This window comes from Pseudoalteromonas luteoviolacea H33-S (assembly GCF_001625695.1).
GTDB lineage: Bacteria > Pseudomonadota > Gammaproteobacteria > Enterobacterales > Alteromonadaceae > Pseudoalteromonas > Pseudoalteromonas luteoviolacea_B.
Map to the genome: position 1 here is coordinate 215,407 of NZ_AUXY01000070.1, position 21,249 is coordinate 236,655.

Below are 21,249 nucleotides of genomic sequence, written 5' to 3' on the forward strand. Positions count from 1 at the left end.
TTTACAAGGATCTGAACATGAAATATATACAGGGTATTTTGTTATTATTTGCTCTTTGCTTTTCGGCATTTGGACAATCAAGGGTCATACAGGTAGACAATATGTGTGGACCAAGTGGTGCAATGCAGCCTGAGTCAAAGCAATTTCGACATGACAGTATGTTAATCAATGCTGCTCACACGCAGTTTAGTGAAAAATCGGGTATAAGATTTTTGGGCTTTGACATCACCGAAAGCGGGGGTGGGAAAAACCTGACGGCCCGCTTTGCTGGTGGTGACGGACTTACATATGCATATGCTGACGTGTATTGGGGTGATCACACTTTAATGTGTGGCCAAGTATATGGTTCAGAGCGTCAAAATAATTTTGCATGGGCTATCAACATACCGCTCTCTGAAGTACCGGCGATATTAAATCAGGTGGGGGAACTCGCAATATGGTTGATCAGCCTTCATAACGTCAATGGTGTAGAGGAAGACCGGATCAGTGAAATAACGTATGATAAGCAAGCTTTATTAGAGCTAGTTAATCATCAGTCTGACACTACTTTGCCTTATCAATTAACTATCGCACACCCAAGTAATTTGGAAACGCAGCATGGTGAAAACGACATTGTGTATTGTCTTAATAGTCGTTATTACAATTGTGATTATTCTATTTATGAGCACCCAAGGGCTGATGATGCACGATGGGATACAATGGGTATTGCGCTGCCATTTAAAGGTCAATTGACTTTAGATGGCTATGTTTCATCTATCCTTTATAGGGAAGACATAACCTCGGATATGAAGGTGATGGCAACAGACATTGGCGTATGGAATGCAGGTGTGTCTGAGCCATTTCAGTTAGGTGCATTACACCCAAATAGTAAAGCTTTTTTGTCACAATTTATGACGCTAAGCCATAGCGTGGACGCAGACACGGGTAAAATGAAGTCGATTATTGCATGGGATATCCCAGTAGAGCATGGTGAATTTCTAAGTCATGGTACGTTCGTACGTGATTACAATACATACCTTTTGTATAACTTCGCAATACAAAGAAATCTGCTTGGCAGCCTTGAAAACGCACTGAATAATGGCTACTCGGAAGCGCAGTATCAAGCGAAAAACAAAGCGAGCAGCATTGCGATGACCGGGATATATGATTCATTCAATGGCACCTTAAAACTTACTCCATTGACGGTGACATATCCATAAATGTCAGATAAGAGCAGGCAACAGCCTGCTCTATCAAAGCGTATATTGAAAGGGTCTTAGAGGGTATCTTTCAGTAGTTCTAGCACTTCTTTTACTGAGAGTTTGTAAGTTGTATCTTGGCCACTCAATAGCTGCTGCGCTAAGTCGCGCTTTTGCTCATGCATGGCAATGATCTTCTCCTCTATAGTTTGCTGTGCAATCAAGCGATAAATGGTTACAGGTCGAGATTGTCCAATACGATGTGCTCTATCTGATGCCTGTGCTTCAACCGCTGGATTCCACCAAGGATCCATGTGGATCACATAATCCGCGGCCGTGAGATTAAGCCCTGAACCACCGGCTTTGAGACTAATTAAGAATACCTCACCTTCACCGCGTTGAAATGCATTAACACGTGCTTGGCGCTGCGCCGCAGGCGTCGAACCATCTAGGTATTGATAATTCACATCGCGTGTCTTCAAGTGTTGCGCTAGCAGCTGTAAATGGCCTACAAACTGACTGAAGATCAAAGCCTTGTGGCCATTTTCTTTCAACTCTTGTAACAGCTCATCTAATTTATTTAATTTGGCACTGCTTAACCCCAATTCAGGGGCTACTAAATTGGGGTTACAGCAGACTTGGCGCAGTTTGGTGAGCTCAGCTAACATCGCAAGGTGTTGAGAGCCCGAATCTTGTTGCTCATTGGCCTGTGCGATATTGGCAATGGCGTTTTGACGCAGTGCCTCGTAGAGGGTGTGCTCTTCATCACTAAGTTGGATCGGGACATTGATTTCGGTGCGTGGTGGCAGCTCCGTTAGTACCTGATGTTTCATGCGTCTTAGAATGAACGGTTGCAACAAGGTTTTTAAGTTTTGCTGTGCATAGCGCGCCGCAATTGGTTTGTCTTCTTTGCTCTCTATGGGTTGAATGAATCGTTCAGAGAAGCGCTTGAGATTACCCAATAGTCCTGGGTTAACAAAGCGAAATAATGACCATAATTCTACCAAGTTATTCTCAATAGGCGTGCCTGTGGTGATCATTTTAAACTGCCCTTTGAGTGCACAAGCTGCTTTGGCGCGCTGTGACAGCGGGTTTTTGATGGCTTGTGCTTCATCTGCCACGATACAAGACCAATTAATACTTTTGAGCAGTTCAATGTCGCGCACCAATAATCCGTAACTGATGATCACGACATCCTGTGCTTTGAGTTGTGCAAACAATGCTACTCGGGCGTCACCGGCACCATAGTGTGACAGTAATTTTAAACTGAGTGTGGGGGCAAATTTCGTTGCTTCTTGCTGCCAATTAAAGCATACCGAAGTTGGCGCGATGATTAAGCTGGGCCCTTCTTTTGCCCTTGCGAGTAGCACAGCTAGAGATTGCAGTGTTTTACCTAGACCCATGTCATCGGCAAGACACGCACCGGCTCCCCAATGCGCTAGGCGCATGGCCCAATCAAAACCCGTGTGCTGATAATCCCGAAGGGTTGCGTTTAAGTCAGCTGGTGGGGTTACTTTAAGCGTATTGGCCTGATGCATTTTTTGTGATTGCTCTTCCCAAGCAGGCAGAGTTTTCATTCGCATACCTGTGACGGCTTCAGAGACGATAGGGCTGGCAAGAGGATGAAAGCGACCTTGCTCGGTGCTTTGATTAAGTTGCACTAACTTTTCATGCAGGGCGTGAGACAGTGCCACGACTTGCTGTCCACTGAGCTCGATAAATCGACCATGGCTTTGCTCAACCAGTTTTAGCAGCTCTTTAAGTTCGATGACTTGTTGGTCATTAATTTTTAGCTCGCCATTTAAGTCAAACCATTGGTTTTTCTTAGAAATGGCCAATTGTAAATGTTGTGACTCCAAAGGTTTCGATAAATTGACCTTTTTCCCTTTGGGCCAACGGATTTTAACCTGTAAGGGCGGCGAGCTTTGCAAGCCCAGCTCTAACTGTTCAAGGGCACATAGAGCATCCTGTAAATCAGCAATGCACAAGCGGTTATCAGCCATGGCTAAAAAGGCAGGACAATGAGCATCTAAGCTGTCGAGCAGCTCTTGCTCTTGCGCTAAGTTACGTTTCGTGGCTATTCGCTTACCTTCAATTTCAGCACTGATACTTGCATTGCCAACACCTGGAGGGAATGCGGGTCCCAAGTCACCAAATGGCATACTCAGGCAATGAAACTCTAGTCCTTGTTGATAAGGGCTAACATTAATGATGAGATGAGCTTGCGGCTCAACCGTTTCTAACCCGATCTCTATGTCGCTTACTTGAGAGGCAATATTCAGTAGCGGCGCAATAGCTGCGATGCTGGCAATCAATTTTGGTTTGGCTTGTTTTGGAATAAGTAAGCCATTTTCACCAATGATGTGCGCAATTTTAAGGTGTTGCTTATCAAAGTAAGTGAATACATATTGATGCGATGTAATGTGCTTTATGGCATAGACCGTTGAGTACTTTGCAAAATCTTCGGGTAAATCAGTCAAGCTAAGCAACAATTGCTCCCCACATGCTGTAATGGCGAGTTGTGCTGGAGACTCGATGATGTCCAGAGGTTCGTTCAAATCATTGGTAGTAAATACATTGGGTGCGAGTGCTGCCGCACGAAGCGCTTCAACGCTATTGAGGTGATAGGTGGTGTCTTGCCAATGTTTGTCGATGGACATGGCATCGATAACGGCCAAATCTGATGCCGTTAAATAGATCAAATCTTGTTGATTTTGATATAGCGTCTCAAGCGGCATGGCTTTGCCTTTGCTCCAACCATTAGGTTGGCGTTTTTGCACCTTTGCTTGAAACGAAGCTTTACCATTGGTGATATCAAGTAGCCAAATCAAGCGCTCATTGGCAGTTGAGTCAGCGTCATCTGATAAGGCTTCTTTTGGCGCAAGCGCGAGCAATCTATCTAGGGCAAGATCCCATTCAGACTGCTGTTGAATCAGCGTTGCGAAGTTAAGACTCAGCCCACTCTCTTTATGTTCATTCGTCACAGAGGTGTATAGCTGATCGGTAATGTCGGTAAATAAGCCCAATGTTGCGTTACTAAAAAAAGCGCGGCATGCTTGCAGTCTTTCGAGGTGTTGGTCATTGAGCGATTGCTTACACCAGTGCATCGCCAACAGTGAAAAGAGCTGACAAGCGTAATAATCCAAAGGACGGTTTTGCAAGTCACGTTCATGCTCTACAAACTGGCTAATGAAGGGGGCCGCAGTCAATAAAGACTCACTCAAGCACTCAAATAATTGGCCAATATAGTAATTCGCTTTACTCCCTTTTTTATCGGATAGCTGATTACTGGCAAGGGACATAGCTTGCTGAGTATGATCATTATTACTTGACGCCGACGCTAAAAGGGCAATGAGGTGGAGCCAGCCAAAAACACCGTCCAAATAGGGTGCTTTCTTCTTGGAATATTTTTGCTGTGCTTGAAGCGCACTATTAAATTGCTGACATGCATGCTCGCTTTGGTTGTTAAGCAGTAAAAAGCTAGCTTTAAGCTGCAGTGCATAACTGGTTATATCGTTGGGCTTTATTAATTGTTGTGCTTGGTCTACGTGGTTATCGAGTAACAAGGTTTCACTGAGCAAAAAGCGCAAGTTTCTATTATTTGGGCAGTGCTTTTGCGCTTGAATAAGCAGCTCAAGCGCAACATGGTTATTGATACCAAACTGTTTTTGGTTCGCAAGTAATGTTGCAAATGCTTGGTATTGCATGTCTTCTGGTAACTCAGCAAACGTATCCAGTTGGAATGGGAAAAAAACAAACTGTACCAGTGCACTGTTGTTTTGCATGTTTACTATTTGCGGGTTTTTGTGAAAAGCCAATCGTGCTTTTGTTTTAGGTAGCTGGCCAAGTAACAAAAAGTCGCGAGTGAGACGATTTTCATCTTCTGGGTCTCGCTCCCACTCGTAGGCATTGAGCACAGGGATAAACTCTTCTGCATATTTTAATATCGGTAACAATCGCCCAAGCTTTTGTGCATGCTGTGTCGCAAGGTTAGCGATAAGTGGGTTTATCCGTACATTGAGGTGCTCAACAATAGCCAGCCGCTTTGTTTCTAATAGGGTTGTCAGTTCTGAGCTAAGTGCAGAAACAGGCCTACCTTGTGCGATGACTTTTTGCTCTGTTAAACGCTTTAATATTTGCTTTATTTTTATGGTAGACGCCGACTTAAAAACCACTGCAAGTACTTGCACCAGTGTTTGGTAGTCTTCATCAAGTGCTAAATAGTCTTGATAGAGTCGCTCTATGATGACATTGGTATCTGTTGTGAGAGTGAGTGGGCGATTAAGTGAGTGCAAGAGTATTCCTAAACGTACAGACTGACGCAGGAAAAGTACCAAATGGTCGTCAATGTCACAAGCTTTATGAGGGACTAAAAGTGATAGACATAAAAGGCATTTTGTCCGTCTTTCGCTGTCGTATCGAGATGAAATTGGCACTTCTCAAGTGCACGAACAGAGCCTTTATTATGCGGGTCTACTCCAGCATACACTGTTTTGATGGCACAGGTATCTGATAAATACGTCATTAGCCCAGACAAAAGCTCGCTGCCAAAGCCCTGCCCCCAAGCCTGTTTAGCGATCAAATACCCTATGTGTGCTGTGTCACCAGAGCGGTGCATTATGGCTAATCCAATTGGCAGAGGACGGTCTTTGAGTGCGGTTTCTTTGCCCATCGCAATGAATATATCTGCTTCTTTTAGCTTGTCGCTGAGCCATTGCACTGCGTGCTCATCTAGCGGCGGTGATTGCCACTCTTTAGGTAAAAATGCAGTGACAGCAGGGGTGAGTATGCGCGTAATTTGCTGAGCATGATTTGGTTTTGATAATAAAGATTGGCAATGATATACACAGAGTCTTTGCGTAGTGAATAAAGAGGGCATCGGTTTAGCTCCCCAAAAGCGGCAGTATCAGTGCCGCAAGCTTGGTTTATTAATAAAGGTTAGTTACTTTCTGACTCTAATGCACTTATTGTTGAGATTGCTTAAACGCCATCATTTTTTGGTGACCTGTGAGTGCAGGACCTGCGAGTGCTTTTAATAGTAGGCTGCCTATGTAAATGAATAGGGCGGTCACTAATGCATCTAAAAACCAAGCTATAGGCAGTGCTGTTACCCCTAAAAAGTCAGGCATATTTTGCAGCGCGGGTAAGGTTGCTTGCTGAGTGAGTGCATGCAGCGCTAAGGCGACCCAAAAACCAAAACAGTATGGGCAATGCCATGCTTCATAAAGGTAAGCAAGTGGTTTAGGGAGTTTATCGACGAGCGTGTTAAACCACGTTCCCCAATCAGGCAGCTTTTCCCAGATCAGAATATGTAATGTCAGTCCCATCAAAGCAATAGAAAAGTTTATTGTCATTGGAGAGTCAACCATAATATACCTCTAAATATGCGTGTTTTAATATGTGGGCTATTCTAGAGCTAAATGTATTGGACGATAATTGATAGAATTTAGTAAAAATCGGCTTTTTTTAAGCTTTTCAGAAAATGGGGTAACAGTATGCATGCATTGGCCGTTGGCGAGGCGTTTTTTGAGACGCTAACAGAGCAAAAACATGACTCACATGCAGAATGCGTACTGACTTTTATCGTATCTGGTCAAATGACCATTGCCCATCGCCAGCCTTATCACGTTAAGCCTGGCTCATTTAATATTGTACCGCCGGGAGTTCCTCATACGCTGTTAACAGGTGAAAACCTGCAGGTTTTATGGCTGAGTTTTTGCCCTGATTGCTTGAGTTTAGCCGACAGTGATTTACTGGCGCCTTTTGATTTGGTCAAAAAAGGCGTGTTGCCCGTGAAAGCGGCGAGCTTGGAGCGGCATGCCTTCATTACAACTCTATTTTATGAGTTGATTGCGGCTCAGCAACAAAAATTGAGCCTTGAAGTACAGCGCAGCTTTGTTGTCTTGTTGTTGAGTGAACTCAGTCTGGCTGTCTCGTGTGGCGCAAATTCGCCTCAGTATAATGAGAAAGTTGAGAGGGCGCTCATGTTCATACAAACCAACTATTTGCGTTCGATTGGACTCAATGAAGTAAGTGAGGCGGTTCATGTGACGCCTCCTTATCTTGCTCAATTGTTCAAACAAGAAACGGGGCATACGGTTGGTCAATGGATCACACAAAAGCGCTTATCACAGGCGTGTACTCAACTGCTGCATACTTCGCAGCCTATCAGTCAATTAGCAGAAACACTCGGGTGGAGTGATACCACCCACTTTATTCGCCAATTTAAAAAATATATTGGCCAAACGCCTGCAGCATGGCGAAAAAGTCAAAAGCGCTAGTGTGCTAATTTATGGGCGTTTAAGCCTTCAGTGCTTTTAAGCTGCGATTAACCAGTTGATCTGCTTGCCGTGTCGTTTCAGGCAAGCGGTATTTGGGAGTGAGTTTTTCAATCCATTGCACAGCCGTTTCAATACTTATTTTATGCCCCACCGAGACAAAAACCGGTTTGATATCATTTTGCGTGCGCAGCACCTTGCCGATAAGAGTCTCATCATGCATTAAATCAGACATGCTGCCCTTGCATGCACCCGGCGTTTCATACTCACCGATCAGCTTGGTTTTACCACAACCAATAGTGGGAATATCTAAAAGCACACCAAGGTGGCTTGCCATACCAAAACGCTTAGGGTGTGCGATGCCTTGCCCATCACAGACGATTAAATCCGGCATCATCGAAAGTTTTTTTATGGCATTGATTAACGGGGGGATTTCACGAAAAGAAAATAACCCTGGAATATAAGGAAAGCTGATGGTCTCTACCACACTGCATGACTCGATAACTTGCAGTGTTTTTGCGTCTAATAGCACCACTGCGCCAACCACTTGGTTATTGTCTTCGTCATAAGCAACATCCACGCCTGCGATTGTATCAATCTCATTGAATTGATCAGTCATAATGACGGTATTGGCTAAAGATGCTTGAATTTGCAATGCGTCTTCTTGTGTTGTGGGTGCGTTGTATTGGATCATGCTGATGATTTATGTTGGTATTGATGATTTGATTATGATGGGGCGTAAAATATGATTATCAATAGTTTATGTGACTTTTTTGATCTATGAATGGATAAAAGAACCTCTGTATCGTGAGTAACAGAGGCTCTTTGGGTTCTAGTAATTTATCGACGTTCTAAAGTCATATCTGAAGCCAACTGACAAAGAGTCAAAATCTTGGTCGTTTGTATACGATTTGGTGAGGTACTCAAGGTGTACGCGCAGCGGTGGCGTTGGCATCCATTCTAAAGTGACGTTGTAACCATCGTAGCTCTGATTGGCTGGGTCGTTATCGCTGTAGCCGTCGTCAAAATCGAAAAAGCCCGCTTTTAACTTATAAAATTTTGTCAGTTTATACGCAAAGGAGAGATCAAGTGTTGAGCCATCTCTGTCTGCGATGTTGTTTCTTTCATATGTTTTGTCTTGGTAGGCGATTGCAGCGTAAAAGCGGTCAGTAAAATCATAGGCTAATGAGCCTGCCCAGATGGCGTTTTCTCCTTGTCTGACTTGCTGGTCGTAGACATCATTCATTTGGTAGGTGATTGCGGCATGTAATCCATCTTTGTCATAACTGACACCAGCATTGAACAAGTCTGCATAGTTTTCGTTATTTGCTCCATCGTACTGTGCAACAGCTACAAAAGTAATAGGGCCACTGTCAAGGCGGTAACTCAACAAGTTATCAACGAAAAATAGGCTTTCGTTATCATAGGCATAAGGGCTATTAGCATGATTAAAAATGTCGACGTATTCGGCAATGAACAAGTATTGCGCTGGTCGCTGTTTACCAATGCCAAAGCGCCCAACTGGTGTTACTAGGGCGGTGTAGGCGCGACGAGAGCGGCCAAACTCACCTGTATTTTGAATGTCGATACTCCACTCCCCATGCAGTTCTGCGGCCCAGTCATCATTAAATCTGTGGGTGGCCTTGATCCCTGCGTGGGATAATGCGTCACGCACATCGTATGTATCTTCCCCATTGTCTTCGATGCGTCCATAGGTTGGTCGCATGGTCGCATAGACATCGATTTTGTGCGTAACAGGTTTTTCTGCCACTTTAGGTACAGGCTTTGTTGCTGCCTTGGCAGTGGCGGTGGATTGTCTGGTGTCTGCTGGTTTTTCAGGTTCTGGGTGCTGCGCTGTAAATCGTCGTTTGAGTTCCGCAAGCTGGGCTTCAAGTGCCTTAATGTCATCCATGGTGACGGGACGGTTATCATTTGCAATCACCGGATATGCAAATGACGATGATAGCAAAAGAGCAAATAAAGAACGGCTCGCTGTTTTCATAGTCTTTAAACCAATTAGTTGCGATAAAGCGAATTATAGACAACACTTTGCGATGTTGACTGATTTTTTTTCTGGCGAGTAACTATGAAGATTAGAACCAAGTTTTCAGTCGCTTCTGCGCTGGTGGTGTTTATCATCATTATTGTATTCAGCGGCTCTACTTACTGGTTTATCAATGATTCAATGAAGCAAAAAACGGCTGCGTATGTGGGAGACACAACTCAGCTGCTGGCGATCAGCATTAATAACTGGCTGTCTAAAAAAGCCTCACAAGTACATTTAGTGAAGACACAGTTAGATGTTGATTTTAGTGTCGAAAATTTTCAGCAAGCGTTAAACACGCCTTACTTTAGCACCTCATTTTTGTTGGCGTTTGGTACTGTGGATACGGAAACTGGGCTTAGGTCGAACAATCCAAATCGTCAGAATCCACCTGGCGTGGACTTTCGCCAGCGACCTTGGTATTCATTGGCAAAACAAAAAGGCAAAACGGTATTTACCAGCCCTTATGTGGATGCCGCGACGGGTGAACTATTACTTTCGGTCGTGTCCCCTATTAATTATCAAGGCCAGTTTAAGGGCGTGATCGGTGGAGACCTGAGCCTGACGACCATTGCAAATAGTATCAATGCGGTTGATTTTGACGAAACTGGATTTGCATTCTTAGTGGATAAGCAAGGTGAAATCATTTCGCATCAGCAAAAAGATTTAAACGGTAAGACATTACGTGACATCTCGCCCAACTTGTCGTTGGCTCAGTCAAAAACAGTGATTGAAGTGGAAGTCGGTGGTGAAGACAAAATCATGTATTACTACCCGCTGGATGATCAATATGGTAATGCATGGTATTTGGCTGTGATGCTTGATAAAGACAAAGTCTATCAAGTGCTCAACAAGATGACATTGAATACGATTGTTTTGGCAATCATTGCCGTTGTGTTAGGGTCATTAACAATCAGAACGCTCGCTATACACCTTTTAAAACCATTAAAAGAGTTAGAAGCTGCCATTACCAACATCGCATCGGGTAGTGGTGACTTGACTCAGCGTTTAACCATTCAAAATGATGATGAGTGCGGCAAGGTGGCGCAGCAGTTTAATATATTCTTAGGGTCACTCCATCAGCTCGTTTCACAAATAAAACATGGAACAGACATGGTGGTGTCGAGCAGTCAAGCAGCCCGAGAATTGGCAACGCAATCAAGCTCGCGTTTGCAAGAGCAGGTTGGGCTCGTGGAAAGTTTGGCAACTGCTATGCATGAAATGAGTACAACTTCCGGCGAGATAGCGGGCAGTGCGCAAAATGCAGCCAGCTCTATTACAACAGTGAATGACAAAACCCGAGATGGACAGCAAGTATTTTTAGAAACGAAAAAAGAGATTTCAGCGTTATCTGAGGAGATAAATGAGTCTCATGCGATGAGTACGCAACTTGCTGAATACAGCCATAGTATAGAAAATATTCTATCGGTCATAAATGGGATTGCTGAGCAAACAAATTTGCTTGCGCTTAACGCGGCGATTGAAGCTGCAAGAGCCGGTGAGCAGGGCAGAGGATTTGCAGTTGTGGCCGACGAAGTACGCTCGCTTGCCACCAAAACGCAAGAGTCGACAACCGAAATTAAAAGCATGATTGAACAAATACAGGTATCGTCAAATCAGGTGCAAAATGCCATGGGGGCAAGTCGAGATAAAACTTTGTTATGTGTTGAGCAAACAGAGCATGCGACGCAAATGCTGAATGAAATTTCTGAGTCGGTAAAAGACATCATGGATCGTAATATTCAAATTGCGACTGCGATTGAAGAGCAAAGCGTTGTCATTGAAGAGATAAATAAAAACACTGCGAATATCAATGATATTAGCGTTGAGGTTGATAATTTCTCTAGTCAGCAATATGAAGCGAGCCAAGAGCTGGCTGAGCAATCACATGAGCAAGAGGTACTCCTGTCTAAATTTACTTTATAGTGTGGTGAGATGTTTTCAGCTGAAGCAAAAGCACGTATGATTTTGCTCAGTTGAAATAGTCAGTGATTGTAGGAGCAAATCATGGCCATATGGGTAGATGCAGACGCGTGCCCTGTCGTAATTCGAGAGATTTTGTTTCGTGCAGCGGTGCGCACTCAGGTGACGGTCACTTTGGTGGCAAATCAATATTTGAAAACGCCACCGTCTCCTTATATTTGCAAGCTGCAGGTGAGTGCGGGTTTTGACGTTGCAGATAATGAAATCGTAAAGCGTATGAACGCAGGTGACTTGGTGATCACCAGTGATATCCCTCTCGCGGCAGAAGTCATAGAAAAGGGCGGGCTTGCGCTAAGCACTCGAGGTGAAATGTATACCACTGAAAATATTCGTGCGCGTTTAAATATACGTGACTTTATGGATACGATGAGAAGTAGTGGTGTTCAAACCGGTGGGCCGCCGCCTTTGAGCCAAAGTGAGAAACAGCAATTTGCAAATTGTTTAGACCGGTGGCTGCAGCAACACAAAACACAGTAAAATTCGCTTTATAGCCTGCTGATGATGCAGGCTTACTCTTCTTATCCATCCATCCACCCTCTTTAATCCCCATACTTGTATTGATCTTCGGTTCACTTTTTGTAAAGTAAGATGTCCAACCAATAAAGGGCACATAGTCTATCGAAGGAGAGTAATATGATAAGAGAGATGACACAGCAAGACTTTGTGGCATTTTGGCCTGTGTTTAAAGAGGTTATATTACAACAAGAAACCTATGCATATCATCCTAATATGTCACAAGAAGAAGCTTACCAAATTTGGTGTGCGCAGCCATTAAAAGCGTTTGCGTATGTTGAAAATGAACAAGTATTAGGGACGTATTATATTAAGTCCAATGCGATGGGCCCCAGTGACCATATTTGCAATTGTGGTTATATGGTTTCACCGAAAGCGCGTGGTAAGGGGTTAGCAAGAAAATTATGTGAGCACTCACAGGTACAAGCTTTGGCGCTTGGGTTTAAGGCGATGCAATTTAACTCAGTTGTTTCGAGTAATGAAATTGCGGTTTCGCTTTGGAAAAAGTTGGGGTATGAGATCATCGGTACTATTCCGAACGCTTATCGTCACCCTCAATTGGGGTTTGTTGATAGTTACATCATGTATAAGTGGCTTGCATAAAAATAGAAGGAGTAAACCTTGAACAAGGAATTAGTGTTTTATTATTTAGCAGATAAACCTGAATACCTCTCGACAGTAGCTCGTTGGTATTACTCAGAGTGGTGTGAGCAAAGTGGTCGCTACACATTAGCGCAGATAACCGAAAAACTACACAATTCATTAAATCGAAACGCGTTACCCAAAGTTGTTATCGCGATGATGGGTAGCCAGTTGGTGGCGGCTGCGGAGCTAAAAATTCGTGAAATGGATGACTACCCACAATATGAACATTGGGTTGGTGGAGTGTATGTGGACGCGCAAATGAGAGGCATGCAGATTGGTAAAATGCTGATGTCTTATGTGGTGTCGCAAGCGAAATTAGCGCAGATAAACACGCTCTACTTGCAAACAGAGCGATTAGATGGCGGTTTATATCGTCAATTGGGCTTTGAACCAATGTTTGAGACACATTCAAAGGGCTATCATGTGCTTGTGATGAAAAAATCACTGAGTTTGCCGGTATGATAACGGGTGTAAACTATATTACTTTGTCATTACCAGATCTTATTTCATCGATTGAATTCTATCGTTTTCTCGGCGCTAAGGCTCATGTACGTTGGGAAAATGGTGTCTATTTATCACCGGACGATTTGTGGCTATGTTTATCTTAGTGTGACAAACTGCATAGCCCTTTTAGTGCTAAAAGTGACTATTACTATATGGCTTTGATTGTAGCGCAAGTTGAGCTAACGAACTTCGGTCATAAATTATAAGCGCTTAATATAAATACTTGGCTAGAGAACCGCAGCGAAGATGAGTCGCTTTATATTCTTGACTCAGATGGGTATCGTGTGGGGTCATTGCAAAGTCGTCTTGGTAGTTTAAAAGCCAAGCCATATCAAGGGGTCGTGTGGTACAACGAACTTTGAACAACTTCATTTAACAGTCAATATTGTCCGATTAATCACAATTAAAATTAATAATGTTATTACATAACAATGGTTTAGGTTGTTTTTTTGGTCTTGACTTGATTGACTTTAATTCGGCCAATGATTATATTGACGGCTCATTTATCATGCTAAGGTGCTAGATTTGAATTGTCGGATGTTGGCTTACTGGGTGTTCGTGACCGTGATTGCATTGCAGTCGGTGTCTTTTGTGGCATCTCTATCCGATGTACATTTAGTTGATGTAAAGCACCTCCAGTCTACACATTCTCATCAACATGATCTGCAAGTGACCAATACAGTAGAGCTCGATGAGCATGGTCATGCCATTCAGGATTGCCATCACTGTGGTCATTGCTCTGGCAGTCATACCTCTTGGCTTAGCCGACACTGGCAAGAGGATGCCACACTCATGACTTCACTGGTTGTGGTGAATACACCTGATACACGCATCCGCAGAAGGGCGGAATCAAAATATAAACCTCCAATCTATTCTTAAATCCTTTTTTCACTCATTCGCTTTAAATTTAGAGCGTGTTTAGTGAGCCATTAATTAGGCGTTTGTTCATAGCACATGTTTGCTGAGCATTGTGACATGTGTACAAATGACAAACATAGTTTTAACGCAAACAGCGTGTTGCGTTATGCCTCACATCAGTATGTATACCTGTTTGGTAGGTAAGCAGCGAACTGGTGCGTGGCTTTTATCATCCAATACCAGAGTGAGTTGAGCGTATTGGAGGATAGTTGGAGGTTTAAATTATGAACTTTTTAAATACAAGATATGTATTAGTCGTGGTAATTCTGAGCGGATTTTTTAGTTTTTCTGCGAGTGCATTAACTGCAGCTCATGACCATGACCATCAAGAGGATGAGCATTCTCATCACGTCGATGTAAACCGAGGTAAAGATGACACTCATCAACATACAAATGAATATGCGGTACTCAATGAAGCACAGCGTCGTATCGTGGGTATTGAAATTGCTGAAGTCAAAAAAACAAACTACCAATTAACTCAATCTGCGTCTGCTGAAGTGAAAGCAAACGGCTATACCAGTTACATAGTCTCTCCTAGAACTGATTCTGTTGTGGTAAATCGCCATGTCACATTGGGAGATAAAGTATCACAAGGTCAAAAATTGGTGACTTTATTTAGTCAAGAGGTGGCCAGCGCGCAAGCTGAATATCGGTTGGCGAGAAGTGAGTGGTTGAGAATGGCGAAATTGACAGGAACCGCTGTTAGTGAAAGTGAAAAGCTAGCAGGAAAAACCCGCTTTGATGCAGCCTATGGTCAGCTTATTGCTCTAGGGTTAAGTGATTCTGCGATTAAACGCTTACATAGTTTAGCGAATGAGACCTTGGGAGAATACACCTTGATTGCGCAGCAAGTTGGGGTGGTGCTCGATGACGACTTTTCACAAGGGCAACGAGTTGAAGCAGGGTATGCGCTGATGATGCTAGCGGATGAAAGTACACTGTGGGTGGAGGCTAAGTTACCCGTTCAGGCTGATATAGAGCCACACAATATAGACCAAGCTGAAGTGGTGTTTAAAGACAGAAAGTACGCTGCCGAGGTGATCCAGCAAACTCATACAATCGACCCCATTACTCGTACCAAGGTGATCCGATTATCAGTAGATAACAAAGGTGATGTGTTACATGCGGGTATGTTTGTTGAGGTGCAGTTAACAATGCACTCGACAGAGCAAGCTATGCTGGTGCCAGAGTCTGCGGTGGTCAGAGACCAAGCACAAAATTGGGTTGTGTTTGTGGAACAGAGCGATGGTGCATTGAAACCTGTTCAGATACGTTTAGGTGCTCAAGTTGGAAAACACCGGGTGATTTATGGTTTAGATAGCCCCAGTCGATTAGCGGTTAGAGGTGCATTTTTTATTGCCTCAGAGCTAGCCAAAAGTAACTTTGACCCGCATAACCACTGATGGGAGCTCGAATATGTTGAATTATATGATTTCATGGTCAGTGAATAACCGCTATTTGATACTGGTTGCTGTACTCGCGTTGCTGCTTGCAAGCATTACAGTGACACAAAAGCTATCTCTCGATGCTTTTCCAGATGTAACAAATACCCAAGTAGTCATAAATACGGAAGCGCCTGGGCTAGGTGCAGATGAAGTTGAACAGTTGATCACTTACCCGATTGAAGCTGTGATGTATGCTTTACCGGATGTTGCTCAAGTACGTTCTACATCAAAAACGGGGCTGTCAGGCGTAACTGTTGCTTTTAAAGAAGGGGTTGATATTTATTTTGCTAGACAGCTTGTCTTTGAACGGTTGCAACAGGCTAAAGCGCAGATCCCCATTGGTATCGGTATACCAGAGATAGGCCCAAACACCTCAGGTCTTGGACAAATATTTCAATATCTAATCGTATCGGAGCCAGACTCTGGTTACGACACTATGGCACTGAGAAGTTTAAATGACTGGTTGGTAAAAATGATACTTATGCCAGTTGATGGCGTGACCGATGTATTGTCATTTGGCGGTGAGGTAAAGCAGTACCAAGTGAACCTTAACCCACAAAAATTACTTTCCTACGAACTTAGGCAGTCAGATATTCAATCCGCGCTGGAAAAAAACAATGTGAACGCGGGTGGCTGGTATATGGAGAGAGGGCAAGAGCAGTTAGTGATCCGAGGGGCTGGTTGGTTTGCCAGTGGCGAGAAAGGGCTAAAGCAAATTAGTAAAGTCCCAGTTAAAGTCATTGAGGGCACAACGATACATGTCGGCGATGTTGCAGATGTTCAGATCGGCGCTGAAATTCGACAAGGTGCAGTGACCATGACTCGGCGAAATAACCTTGGTGAAGTAGAGGTGATGGGTGAGGTTGTGTCAGGGATTGTACTCAAACGTACAGGTGCCAATAGTAAAGAAACCATTGATGCTATCTATGAAAGATTAGCGCGTTTAGAGCAAGCCTTACCGAAAGGCGTAAAAATTATGCCATTTTACGATCAGAGTGACTTAGTCGATAAGGCGGTGGAAACGGTTGCTAGCGCATTGGGTCTTGCATTTATATTTATCAGTCTTGTACTGACGTTATTTTTATTAAATCTAAGGGCGGCGCTATTAGTGCTGATATCCATTCCGTTGTCGATAGGTATGGCGCTAATGACAATGACGTGGCTTGGGATCTCGGCTAATTTAATGTCATTGGGTGGGTTAGCCATTGCCATTGGTATGTTAGTAGATGGCTCGGTAGTGATGGTTGAAAATATTGTTCGAAAACTTCAAGAACAAGGTGATGATATTAAAAATAACCAGAACAGTGTGTTATCCATCGTGTCCTTTGCAGCTAAAGAAGTCACATATTCTATTTTCTTTGCTTCATTAATTATTTTACTCGTGTTTATGCCATTGTTTAGTTTCGAGGGTGTTGAAGCTAGGATGTTCGAACCTATGGCCATTAGCATCATGTTAGCGGTGGCTTTTGCTGTTATCGTTGCCCTGATCTTTGTGCCAGCGCTTGCCTGTATCGCTTATCGAAGTGGCATATCCATTCGACCCAATAAAGCCGCAGCTCGTTTAGAGGCGATGTATCGAGCGTGTTTGGTCAAAGTGATGGATAAGCGTAGAGCTTTAGTTGTGGCTGTAATTAGCTTGATATGCATAAGCGCTTTTTTAGCGACTAAATTAGGTACTGAATTTGCGCCGGAGTTAGAAGAAGGTACGATTAATTTACGTGTTACGCTTGCGTCATCGGCCAGCTTAGAAATCGCACTCGATGTTGCGCCAAAAATTGAAGCATATTTACTAGAGATACCTGAAGTCTCTTATGCACTTAGTCGGATTGGCCGAGCGGAAATTGGCGGGGACCCAGAACCGGTTAATAATATAGAAATTTATATTGGGCTTAAACCAATTGAACAGTGGCAAAGTGCATCCAATCGCTCTGAACTTCAAGCGCTTATGAAGCATAAGCTAGCTGTGTTTCCGGGCATACAACTTAACTTCTCTCAACCAATAGCGACGCGGGTTGATGAGCTGCTATCAGGTGTCAAAGCGCAATTGGCAATTAAGTTAATGGGGCCGGATTTAGATGTTCTGGCGCAAAAGGGAACGGAAGTGGAGGCCGTTATTCGACAAATTGAGGGGGCTGTAGATGTCGCGATGGAACAAGTTAATGGTGAGGCACAGCTTTTAATCACTCCGGATCGACAGGCGCTAGCGAGATTTAATTTGACAGTGTCAGATATTATGTCAGTGGTTAATGAAGGTGTCGGAGGCCAGCATGTGGGCCAAATTGTCAATGGTAATGAACGATACGACATATACCTGCGTTTAGACAAAGTATTTCGTAACAACCCCAAAGCAATATCAAATTTAATATTAGTTGCACCGAGTGGAGAATGGGTGCGGCTTGGTGATGTGGCTCATGTGGCAATAACGACAGGCACACCACAAATTAGGCGAGACGATGTGCAAAGACGTGTCGTTATCGAGGCGAATATAGAGGGCCGAGATATGGGCAGTGTTGTCTCTGATATTTATGAGCAAGTAGCAGAGCAAGTAGCACTTCCTGCTGGTTACTCAGTCGTGATTGGAGGACAGTTTGAGCGTCAGCAGCGTGCTCAACAGAAATTACTTATGATAGTGCCTTTATCATTGATATTAATCAGCTTAATGCTGTTTTGCATCTTTCGTTCAGTCAGGCAGGCTTTATTGATATTGCTCACCATCCCGCTCGCAGTTGTCGGTGGGGTGTGTGCGCTTTACTTTTCTGGTCTCTATCTATCAGTTGCTAGTTCCGTGGGATTTATTACCTTGTTTGGTGTGGCTATTTTAAATGGGGTCGTGATGGTAGAGAGCATTAATAAACAAGGACGTGATAAAGATATTTATGGTGCGGTGTTAAGTGGTGCAAGTGTGCGTATACGTCCAGTGTTGATGACTGCTATTACCTCAGCATTAGGCCTTATTCCTATGCTGTTGTCACATGGTGTGGGGGCTGAACTACAAAAGCCAATTGCAGCAGTTGTGATTGGGGGCTTGGTGAGCTCAACACTCCTAACGCTTATTATCATTCCAATCTTTTACCCAACTTTTTCACGGCAAAAGTGGTTGAGTGATAGTGGAACGCCATAATTGATGATTAAATATAAAGCTCACTATGTGAGCTTTATATTTTAATGGGGCATGAGAATGGCTAGAAAATTTGAGAGCTTCCAAGCGTTTTATCAATTTTATTTGCAAGAGCATCAAAACAAGCATTGCCGCAGAATGCATTTTGTTGGTTCTTCGCTGGTTATAGCGATATTGATTGCTATGTTAATCACGCAATATTGGGCACTCTTACTTGCACAGCCAATATGTGGCTATGGATTTGCGTGGTTTGGACATTTTTATTATGAACATAACAAGCCAGCAACTTTTCAATATCCACTCTACAGCTTTTTGGCAGACTGGGTGATGTTCAAAGATATCATCACCCGAAAAGTTATGATTTAAGTTTTGTGGGCTTATTAAGTAAATAAACGGCGCTTAGAGCCAATAATGCGCCACAAGACATGGTTAAACTTAGGTCTTCGTCGAAATACCACATAGACATGCCCATAGCAGTCACCGGCACAATGAAAATGAACGAGCTAGAACGACTCGGTCCTAATTGCTGAGTGGCAAAAAAGAAAATGCTGGTGGCGATACTTACCACAATAATTGACAGATACAGCATATGGTACCAGTAGGTACTTGAATAGTTAGCTATATTACTGATTGGAGATAAATCATATGCGAATAGATAACTTAAAAGCATTGCCCAAAAATACATCAATGTGCTGAACGTTAGAAAGTCACTAAATTTAGTACCTTGCTTACTGATAAGTGTTAAAAAAGCCCATGTTAACGAGGCTAATAAGAAATAAGCGTTTCCTGATGCCAGTATTTGAGCGACATCAAAAAGCCAAATTTCAATCATAAAGAGCCCGCCAACGATCCCCAATATACAGCCTATGAGTTGTGTGTTAGACAGTGTGCTACGTAAAATCAAGGTGCTAAGAATAATGGTAAATATAGGGTTTGTTGTGGTAACAAGCATGCCTCCTTTGCCTGGTAATCCGTCATGCAACCCTAAAAAGAATAATTGATTATAGGCCGCCATCAATAAACCGGCAGGAATGGACCATAATAGAGCTTTACGAGAGAAAGCAAGTTTGTGCAACTGAGATTTATGCATCAGAAATAAAATAGGTGCCATACTAATGGTAGCCAGTGCGATACGATAAAATACTGTGATTTCAGCGGGCGCCATATCTGCAATAATTTTTCCTGATATCCAACTTGAACCCCATACGAGCATTGCCATGATAAGCGCTAAAACGACCGTTGTATTCTTTGAAGTGTTTTGTAAAACCGCGGTAGACATTAATTTCCTCGATAATTGCAGCATAAAAAGCAACACACTGTGATGCACTAATAGTGTACATATTGAATTATAGTTAAAGTTAAAGTAATGATTTTTATGATTTTATTTTCTATAAGAATATCTTGGCTCTAGCTTCATAAAATCATAAGTACAAAAAGCAAGTCAGTGTAGAGTATAAAGTAAACAGGGACGAGTTTATTACAATTGTGCCTGTGCGCATAGCTGGGCAGACTAATAAAGGAAATAATATGGCGTTATTAATGAGAGTGATGTTCCTGAGTTCACTTTTAGCCAGCAATGTCAGTAAAGCCAATTCATTTAACGATCACTTACAAGTCGAGCAAATCATAAGAAACCACTTCAATTCATTAATTGCGAATACTTCGCAAGAGCAGGATGATGATGGCGGTAACATCGAGAAGAATAAAAAAGATGGAGAAACAGATCAAACAGACGATATGTCGATGCTGGATGTAAGGGTCATATCAATTGAGGGGGCGTTGGCTTCTGTACAGTTGATTATTGATGATGATGTTGAAGATATCTATTTAATAAAAAACCAATATGGTTCGTGGGAAATGCAAGGGGTGTTGCATTGAAACCGAAACAACACCTGTGACTCACTGAAATACAGCCTTTGATGGGTGATTACAATCTAGCTGTAATGCCCCGTAATTGCTTTTAATCTGAATCTCCCTATAGTTGCACATAGATTATTCAGTTTGAGGGAAACGCTATGGCTGCAAAAGTTACAGTTACATTCATTAATAAAACCAAAACGCCAATGTTTGCGTTTTTGTGCCAAGGAAAACAAATTTTAGCGCTAACTTTAACGCAAATATTTCCTGGGTCGGCTTATAGATTATCTGAAGAGGTTGAAGATTTAGAAGATCTACAAGTTGGATTTGGTCAGTCTTGGTCAGCAGCTGAACTGGAAATGCAGCTAGATGTTAAAAGAGGGGTAACAGACTTCAATGTAACTTTAGACAATGAAGGAGCAATGGAGATCGTGACAAACGGTGACCTAAAATTAAAGCGCAAACATTACTTTTATGACACTGCGATAGGCCATTAAGTAATAAGGCAGTTCATAGCGGCTTTTTACAGTAAGTTTCCCCAATAGAGAGCGCAGCTTGAAGCCTGCGTTCATTTATTGTTGATAACATCAGCTTTCTTTATATCTGCATAATATACCCACTTTGACGTAATCATCTTTAACTGCAAGCTATCTCTTTTGCTTTATATAAAAAATTTTATAAAAAGGCTTGACCAAACATTTTAAGTCCCTATAATGCGCACCCACTGACACGGAGCAACACGCTGAAAAGCAAGAAGCAAAGTGAA

The 21,249-nt window shown here is 42.9% G+C and carries 18 protein-coding genes; 12 read left to right on the forward strand and 6 right to left on the reverse strand.

What is annotated here, in order from left to right; genetic code table 11:
- Positions 1 to 17: 17 nt before the first annotated feature.
- Entirely contained in the window at positions 18 to 1,199 is a 1,182-nt protein-coding gene (locus tag N477_RS11525) for a hypothetical protein (protein WP_063360613.1), read from the forward strand.
- A 56-nt stretch (positions 1,200 to 1,255) separates the two neighbouring features.
- Here N477_RS11525 and N477_RS11530 read toward each other — a convergent pair whose 3' ends face one another.
- The 3 genes from N477_RS11530 to N477_RS11540 all read right to left on the reverse strand — a co-directional run bounded on the left by N477_RS11530 (position 1,256) and on the right by N477_RS11540 (position 6,547).
- Positions 1,256 to 5,473 carry a DEAD/DEAH box helicase gene (locus N477_RS11530; protein ID WP_063360612.1) on the reverse strand — a complete coding sequence of 1,406 codons (4,218 nt, stop codon included), beginning with the start codon at positions 5,471 to 5,473 and terminating at the stop codon, positions 1,256 to 1,258.
- 74 nt (positions 5,474 to 5,547) lie between these two features.
- Positions 5,548 to 6,057, reverse strand: a complete 510-nt coding sequence (locus N477_RS11535; protein ID WP_063360611.1) for a GNAT family N-acetyltransferase — start codon at positions 6,055 to 6,057, stop codon at positions 5,548 to 5,550.
- A gap of 85 nt (positions 6,058 to 6,142) precedes the next feature.
- Positions 6,143 to 6,547, reverse strand: coding sequence for a hypothetical protein (locus N477_RS11540; protein WP_231098053.1), 405 nt, complete (start codon positions 6,545 to 6,547; stop codon positions 6,143 to 6,145).
- A 126-nt stretch (positions 6,548 to 6,673) separates the two neighbouring features.
- On the opposite strand from N477_RS11540, the gene N477_RS11545 reads away from it, so the two are divergent.
- The gene (locus N477_RS11545; RefSeq protein ID WP_063360610.1) at positions 6,674 to 7,459 is read left to right on the forward strand and encodes an AraC family transcriptional regulator; all 786 of its coding nucleotides are present in this window, start codon (positions 6,674 to 6,676) and stop codon (positions 7,457 to 7,459) included.
- A gap of 19 nt (positions 7,460 to 7,478) precedes the next feature.
- Here N477_RS11545 and nfi read toward each other — a convergent pair whose 3' ends face one another.
- Positions 7,479 to 8,150 (reverse strand): deoxyribonuclease V, encoded by a 672-nt coding sequence (nfi, locus tag N477_RS11550; RefSeq protein ID WP_063360609.1) that lies wholly within the window; start codon positions 8,148 to 8,150, stop codon positions 7,479 to 7,481.
- A 138-nt stretch (positions 8,151 to 8,288) separates the two neighbouring features.
- Entirely contained in the window at positions 8,289 to 9,458 is a 1,170-nt protein-coding gene (locus N477_RS11555) for a porin (protein WP_063360608.1), read from the reverse strand.
- Positions 9,459 to 9,542: 84 nt separating this feature from the next.
- Here N477_RS11555 and N477_RS11560 point away from each other — a divergent pair, with 84 nt between their 5' ends.
- From N477_RS11560 to N477_RS11600, 8 genes are all read left to right on the forward strand, one after another.
- Positions 9,543 to 11,426: a methyl-accepting chemotaxis protein gene (locus N477_RS11560; RefSeq protein WP_063360607.1), complete on the forward strand. Its 1,884-nt coding sequence runs from the start codon at positions 9,543 to 9,545 to the stop codon at positions 11,424 to 11,426.
- Between the two features lie 81 nt (positions 11,427 to 11,507).
- Positions 11,508 to 11,960, forward strand: a complete 453-nt coding sequence (locus tag N477_RS11565; protein ID WP_063360606.1) for a YaiI/YqxD family protein — start codon at positions 11,508 to 11,510, stop codon at positions 11,958 to 11,960.
- A gap of 156 nt (positions 11,961 to 12,116) precedes the next feature.
- Positions 12,117 to 12,599 (forward strand): GNAT family N-acetyltransferase, encoded by a 483-nt coding sequence (locus tag N477_RS11570; protein WP_063360605.1) that lies wholly within the window; start codon positions 12,117 to 12,119, stop codon positions 12,597 to 12,599.
- A gap of 18 nt (positions 12,600 to 12,617) precedes the next feature.
- Positions 12,618 to 13,103, forward strand: a complete 486-nt coding sequence (locus N477_RS11575; RefSeq protein WP_063360604.1) for a GNAT family N-acetyltransferase — start codon at positions 12,618 to 12,620, stop codon at positions 13,101 to 13,103.
- A gap of 567 nt (positions 13,104 to 13,670) precedes the next feature.
- Positions 13,671 to 14,024, forward strand: a complete 354-nt coding sequence (locus N477_RS11585) for a hypothetical protein (protein WP_155731868.1) — start codon at positions 13,671 to 13,673, stop codon at positions 14,022 to 14,024.
- Positions 14,025 to 14,287: 263 nt separating this feature from the next.
- Positions 14,288 to 15,466, forward strand: coding sequence for an efflux RND transporter periplasmic adaptor subunit (locus N477_RS11590; protein ID WP_155731869.1), 1,179 nt, complete (start codon positions 14,288 to 14,290; stop codon positions 15,464 to 15,466).
- A 13-nt stretch (positions 15,467 to 15,479) separates the two neighbouring features.
- Positions 15,480 to 18,629, forward strand: coding sequence for an efflux RND transporter permease subunit (locus N477_RS11595; RefSeq protein WP_063360602.1), 3,150 nt, complete (start codon positions 15,480 to 15,482; stop codon positions 18,627 to 18,629).
- 57 nt (positions 18,630 to 18,686) lie between these two features.
- Entirely contained in the window at positions 18,687 to 18,992 is a 306-nt protein-coding gene (locus N477_RS11600) for a DUF962 domain-containing protein (RefSeq protein ID WP_081216351.1), read from the forward strand.
- Here N477_RS11600 and N477_RS11605 read toward each other — a convergent pair.
- Positions 18,982 to 19,905: a DMT family transporter gene (locus N477_RS11605; RefSeq protein ID WP_063360600.1), complete on the reverse strand. Its 924-nt coding sequence runs from the start codon at positions 19,903 to 19,905 to the stop codon at positions 18,982 to 18,984. The genes N477_RS11600 and N477_RS11605 overlap by 11 nt on opposite strands.
- A 248-nt stretch (positions 19,906 to 20,153) precedes the next feature.
- Between N477_RS11605 and N477_RS11610 the strand changes: the two genes are divergently transcribed.
- Positions 20,154 to 20,504 (forward strand): hypothetical protein, encoded by a 351-nt coding sequence (locus N477_RS11610; protein WP_063360599.1) that lies wholly within the window; start codon positions 20,154 to 20,156, stop codon positions 20,502 to 20,504.
- 137 nt (positions 20,505 to 20,641) lie between these two features.
- Entirely contained in the window at positions 20,642 to 20,980 is a 339-nt protein-coding gene (locus tag N477_RS11615) for a hypothetical protein (RefSeq protein ID WP_063360598.1), read from the forward strand.
- The last annotated feature ends 269 nt before the right edge of the window (positions 20,981 to 21,249 follow it).